Annotated in this window: 3 protein-coding genes and 4 tRNA genes; 4 read left to right on the top strand and 3 right to left on the bottom strand. The window is 70.4% G+C overall.

Annotation, left to right across the window (positions count from 1 at the left end; translation table 11 throughout):
* Positions 1-115: 115 nt before the first annotated feature.
* The 3 genes from phoU to G6026_RS00740 form a co-directional block, all read right to left on the bottom strand.
* The gene (phoU, locus tag G6026_RS00750) at positions 116-880 is read right to left on the bottom strand and encodes a phosphate signaling complex protein PhoU (RefSeq protein ID WP_107757984.1); all 765 of its coding nucleotides are present in this window, start codon (positions 878-880) and stop codon (positions 116-118) included.
* 104 nt (positions 881-984) lie between these two features.
* A complete protein-coding gene (dusB, locus tag G6026_RS00745; RefSeq protein WP_107755810.1) occupies positions 985-2,163 on the bottom strand; it encodes a tRNA dihydrouridine synthase DusB in 1,179 nt (392 codons plus the stop codon).
* 93 nt (positions 2,164-2,256) lie between these two features.
* Positions 2,257-2,332, bottom strand: a tRNA-Lys gene (locus tag G6026_RS00740).
* A gap of 127 nt (positions 2,333-2,459) precedes the next feature.
* On the opposite strand from G6026_RS00740, the gene G6026_RS00735 reads away from it, so the two are divergent.
* The 4 genes from G6026_RS00735 to G6026_RS00720 all read left to right on the top strand — a co-directional run.
* Positions 2,460-2,532: transfer RNA gene (locus G6026_RS00735), tRNA-Glu, on the top strand.
* 155 nt (positions 2,533-2,687) lie between these two features.
* Positions 2,688-2,761: transfer RNA gene (locus G6026_RS00730), tRNA-Asp, on the top strand.
* Between the two features lie 51 nt (positions 2,762-2,812).
* Positions 2,813-2,886 (top strand) — tRNA-Phe (locus G6026_RS00725).
* Between the two features lie 84 nt (positions 2,887-2,970).
* Positions 2,971-5,571, top strand: a 2,601-nt coding sequence (locus G6026_RS00720) for an arabinosyltransferase domain-containing protein (RefSeq protein WP_241727915.1), incomplete at its 3' end; no start/stop codon positions are given.

Here is a 5,571-nt window from a genome sequence, read left to right as displayed (position 1 = left end):
CACACCGCGAGTCACCACACACAGCAGAGCGCCCCGGCGCCCGCCCACGAGGCGGGCGCCGGGGCGCTCGTCGTCGGCGCCCGGTTCTCGTTGCCCGGGGCCGCCGGAGCCGCCGTCAACTGGGGTCGCGGTCGTCCTCTCCGGAGACGCGCTGTGTCAACGACCGGTCGGCTTCGTTGAAACGACGCACCAGCTCCTCGTTGGAGGCGGGGGAGTACTCGGGATCGTCCTCGGCCGAGTTGGCGTATTCACCGGTGGCGAGGAAGATCACGCGCTGGGCCACCTCGACGGCGTGGTCCGCGAACCGCTCGTAGTAGCGACCGAGGAGGGTCACGTCGACCGCCGACGCCACCCCCCACTTCCACTCCCTGACGGTGAGCAGGGTGAACAGGTGGCGGCGGAGGTCGTCGACGGCGTCATCCTGTTGGGCAAGCGTGGCGGCCTGCTCGGCGTCCCGGTTGAGCAATACCTCGGTGGCCGCCCGGCCGAGTGAGACCGCGACCCGGCCCATCTCGGCGAAGTACCCGTTGACGGGCTCCGGGAGGACGCTCTCCGGGTGCCTGCGGCGCACGATCTTCGCGACGTGACCCGCCAGGGTGCCCATGCGGGTGAGGTCCTGGACGAGCTGGATGGAGGTGACCACCTGCCGGAGATCGCGGGCCACGGGCGCCTGGAGGGCCAGGAGCGCGAAACCGCGCTCCTCGTTCTCGGTCGCCAGCCGGGACATCTCCGTAGAGGACTGCAGAACCCTCTCGGCGGCCACGAGGTCGGCCTGGAGGAGGGCGTGGGTCGCCAGCTCCATGTCGTCGGTGGCGAGGGAGCACATCCGGGCCATCGAGGTGGCCAGATCCGCGAGTTCTTCGGAGTAGACGAGACGCATGTGGATCAGCATACGGGCATGTCAACCGCACAATCGATCACGGCGATGAACGGCCGATGAACAGGCGGGCACGCCGTCCCCTCCCCGGCCCGACGGAGCGTGGTTCAGCCGCCCGAGTTCTCGGCGTCCGCGCCGGCGAGCGCCACCGCGTCGTCCTCCGGATCGTCCAGCCACCCCTCGGGTAGCAGGACACGGGAGGGCGATCCCTGGCGGCCGCGCGGGCCGTACCCGTCGGCGGGGAAGGGCTCGTCCGCGGGAAGGTCCGCGAGCATCTCCGCGAGATCGTCCAGGGTGCGGACGGCCGACAGGGCGACCCGCTTGCCGGAGCCGGCCGGGAACCCCCGCAGGTACCAGGCCACGTGCTTGCGGATGTCGCGCATCCCCTTGTTCTCGCCGTGGTGCTCGGCGAGCAGTTCGCCGTGCCGGTACATGATCCGGCCGACCTCGCCCAGCGTGGGCGGGGCCGGCGCCTCGCGCCCGTCCAGGGTGGCGGCGAGCTCGGAGAAGAGCCACGGTCGCCCCAGACAGCCCCGCCCGATCACGACACCCGCGCACCCGGTCTCCTCCCGCATCCGGACCGCATCCTCGGCGGAGAAGATGTCGCCGTTACCCAGGACGGGCACATCGGAGACCGCGCCGATGTGCTCGACCAGGCGGGAGATCTGAGACCAGTCCGCCTTGCCCGAGTACCGCTGGGCGGCCGTGCGTGCGTGGAGGGCGACGGCCCTGGCGCCCTCGTCGACGGCGATGCGGCCGGCGTCGAGATGTGTGTGGTGCTCGTCGTCGATCCCCACCCGCATCTTCACCGTGACCGGGATGTCGGTGCCCTCGGTGGCCCGGACCGCCGCGGCGACGATGGAGCGAAACAGCCGTCGCTTGTAGGGGATCGCCGATCCGCCTCCGCGCCGTGTGACCTTGGGGACCGGGCATCCGAAGTTGATGTCGATGTGGTCGGCCAGGTCCTCGTCGACGATCATTCTGGCGGCCGCGTGGGTGTACTCGGCGTCCACCGTGTACAGCTGCAGGCTGCGCGGGGACTCGTCGGGAGCGAACGTGGCCATGTGCAGGGTCCCGGGCTGGCGTTCGACGAGAGCCCGCGCCGTGACCATCTCGCAGACGTAGAGCCCGGACACCGAGCCCTGCTGCTCACGTTCGAGTTCGCGGCACAGTGTGCGGAAGGCGACGTTGGTGACGCCCGCCATCGGCGCCAGGACGACCGGCGAGGCGAGCTCGAGGGGGCCGATGCGCAGGGCGGGCGCGCCGGTGGCGGTGGGTGCGGACATGGATACGAGTGTCCCAGTGCGGTGCGGGCAGGTCCAATGCGGCGCCGGGGGCACGGCTACGCGGTCACTCGTGCGTCGCGTACCTGCGGCTCATGGTGCCCCCAGTCGGGCTCGAACCGACGACCTGCGGATTAAAAGTCCGTAGCTCTACCAACTGAGCTATAGGGGCGACGGTCACGATACCGCCCTCGTCCGCGTCGGCAGGCGTCGGCTCTGCCATGGCTGGTTTCGACGTCCGATGGGCCGTGCCCTAAACTCGAACCCGCTGCGGCCCGGCGATCCCGGACGTGGCTCAGGCCCCCTTCGTTTAGCGGCCTAGGACACCGGCCTTTCACGCCGGCAGCGCGGGTTCGAATCCCGTAGGGGGTACTAGGAGAGAAGTCCCGGTCACCGTTCGTCGGTGGTCGGGACTTTTTTCTTCCGCGGGCCGGATCCGCCCCGACCTGCGCCGGAACCGCCGCTGAGCCACTGATTTGCGTCCGGGGGGCAGCGTCGATTACTGTTCTGTCTCGTGCGAAAAGCACGGCCCTGTGGCGCAGTTGGTTAGCGCGCCGCCCTGTCACGGCGGAGGTCGCGGGTTCGAGTCCCGTCAGGGTCGCTGGAGACAACCGGCGCATTCGGTGTTCACCGGATGCGCCGGTGGTCTTATGGCCAGGTAGCTCAGTTGGTACGAGCGTCCGCCTGAAAAGCGGAAGGTCGTCGGTTCGATCCCGACTCTGGCCACAGCGGGTACAGCGCGCCGGGGGTTTTCCTCCGGCGCGTTCGTCATTTCGGGGAACGTCCGTGCCTCGTTATAGCGTGGACGCCATGCCATCGTCTGCCACCGAGGTCCGTGACGCCCCGGACAGGTCCCGCACAGGACCCCGGTGGGGGCTCGTCGCCGCGGTCAGCGGTCTGCTCGGGATCCTCCTCGCCCTCATCGTCCCGTTGCTCCCGGTCACCCAGACCACCTCGACGATCAGCTGGCCGGAGACCGGGACACTCGACCCGGTGACGGCGCCGCTCGTGGCGTACTACCCGCTCGACCTGGTCGCCGAGATCCCGTGTGCGGCGGTCGGGGAGTTGCGTGACCAGGGTCGTGAGGACGGGGTCCTGGTGTCCACGGCTCCGCGGGAGGCGGGTGAGAACGCCGGTGCCCGCGCGCTCATGGTGACCGTGGCCGGTCCCACCGTCGAGGTGCGCAGCCGGAACGTGCTGGTCGCCGACGCCCCCACCGAGGCCGTCACCTCAGCCGGGGCGTGTTCGGTGATCCGCGTCGTGGCCGATTCCGGCTCGATCGCCGCGGAGTTCGTCGGTCTCGAGTCGGACGGCCGGGAGGTCGGAGGGCGGATCGACCAGGATCTGCGTCCCCAGGTGGTCGGGGTGTTCACGGACCTCCAGGGGTCGGCTCCCGAGGGGATGTCCGTCGACATCACCGTCGACTCCCGCTACACCACGCAGGCGACCGTGATCAAGCAGATCGCGATCGTGGTCGGGATCCTCGCGATCATCCTGGCGCTGGTCGCACTGCACCGACTCGACCTACGGGACGGGCGTGTCGGTCGACGGGTGCTCCCGCGCCGCTGGTGGAAACCGCGGCCCCTGGACCTGGTGGTCGTGGCGACGCTGCTCGTCTGGCACGTCATCGGGGCCAACACGGCGGATGACGGGTACATCCTCACCGAGGCGCGCGCCGCGGTCTCGAGCGGCTACATGCCGGAGGTGTTCCGCTACTACGGTGCCCCCTACGCCCCGTTCGGGATGCCGTACTACCTCTACACGGCGATCAGTTCCCTCACCGTGGGCAGCATGTGGCTGCGCATCCCGGCACTGTTGCTGGGCATCGCGTCCTGGATCCTGCTGTCCCGCGAGGTGATCCCGCGACTGGGTATCGCCGCCCGCCGCGCGGCGGCGGTCCGCTGGAGTACCGCCGCGGTGTTCCTCGCGTTCTGGCTCACCTACAACAACGGTCTGCGCCCGGAGCCGATCGTCGCCTTCGGTGTCCTGGCCACCTGGGTCTCGCTGGAGCGGGCCCTGGCCACCGGCAGGCTGCTGCCCGCGGCGACCGGCTTCATCATCGGTGGGCTCACGCTCTCGGCCGCGCCCACGGGCACGTTCTGCATCGCGGCGATTATCGCGGCCTCCCGCCCGCTGTTGCTGCTGGTGATCCGGCGGGCGAGACGGGACGGCTGGATCCCCACGGTGGCGCCGCTGGTGGCCGCCGGGCTCGGCGTGCTCCACCTGATCTTCCTCGACCAGCCCCTGGTCACCACGTTGCAGTCCTCGGCGCTGCTCGGGGACGTCGGCCCCACCGGGCGCTGGTTCGAGGAGGTGTGGCGGTATGAGTGGCTCATGAACCCGACGCCCGACGGCTCCCTGGCCCGTCGGTTCGCGGTCCTGGCGATGTTCCTGTCCCTCATCACCTGCGCCGCGATCCTGTTCCGCAAGGGCCGGATCCCGGGCGTCGCGGTGGGGCCGGCCCGCCGGATCGTCGGCCTGGCCGCCATGTCCCTCGCGTTCATGGCGCTCAACCCCACCAAGTGGACCCACCACTTCGGGGCGTTCGCCACGATCGGTGCCGCGTTGGCAGCCCTGGTGACGATGGCCGTCCTGCCGGCGGCCACGCGGTCGCTGCGCAACCGGATGCTCTTCCTGGCCGCGGTGTTCTTCGTCCTGGCGTTGAGCTTCACCTCGACCAACGGGTGGTGGTACATCTCGATCTACGGGATCCCGTGGGGCGGCGTGCAACCCTCGATCGCGGGAATCACGTTCTCATCGGTGTTCCTCGGCCTGATGCTCATCTCGCTCGTGATCGCGTTGGTCCTGCACTACCGCGAGCCTTTCGCGCGGCCCGGTGGGTCGGGGCCGGCCGAGGCCGACCGCAGTCCGGCAGTCCGGCTGTTGCGCGAGGTCTCGCACTCGCCACTCGGGCTCGCGGCGACCCTCGTCGTCGTCATCATCGTGGCCTCCATGGCCGCGGCGGTCCGCAACCAGTACCCCGCCTACTCGGTCGGTCTGCAGAACCTGCGGGTGTTGTCCGGTGAACCGTGCGGCATCGCGGACATGGTGCTCGCCGAGCCCGACGCCAACGCGGGGCTGCTCGCGCCGGTCGGTGACCCCCGCGACCAACTCGAGGCCGGCGCGGACCCCGTCGAGTTCGTCCCCGACGGCATCCCCACCGATCTCACCGCCACCCAGGCCGTCGACACCGACACCCCGGGCACCGGTGAGGACTCCGACGCCACCGCCACCACCGCCGGAACCGAGGGCGGGGTGCGGGCGGGCGAGGGCATCAACGGCAGTCACGCCGCTCTGCCCTTCGGGCTCGACCCCGCCCGCGTGCCCGTGCTCGGCAGTTACCAGACCGGCCCGCAGTTCAACGCCGAGACCACGACGGACTGGTACCCGCTCCCCGAGAGGAAAGACGAG

Source organism: Dietzia sp. DQ11-38-2 (genome assembly GCF_014145055.1).
Lineage (GTDB): Bacteria > Actinomycetota > Actinomycetes > Mycobacteriales > Mycobacteriaceae > Dietzia.
Note: the sequence above shows the minus strand (reverse complement) of the source record. Positions and strands in the feature narration are given on the sequence as shown.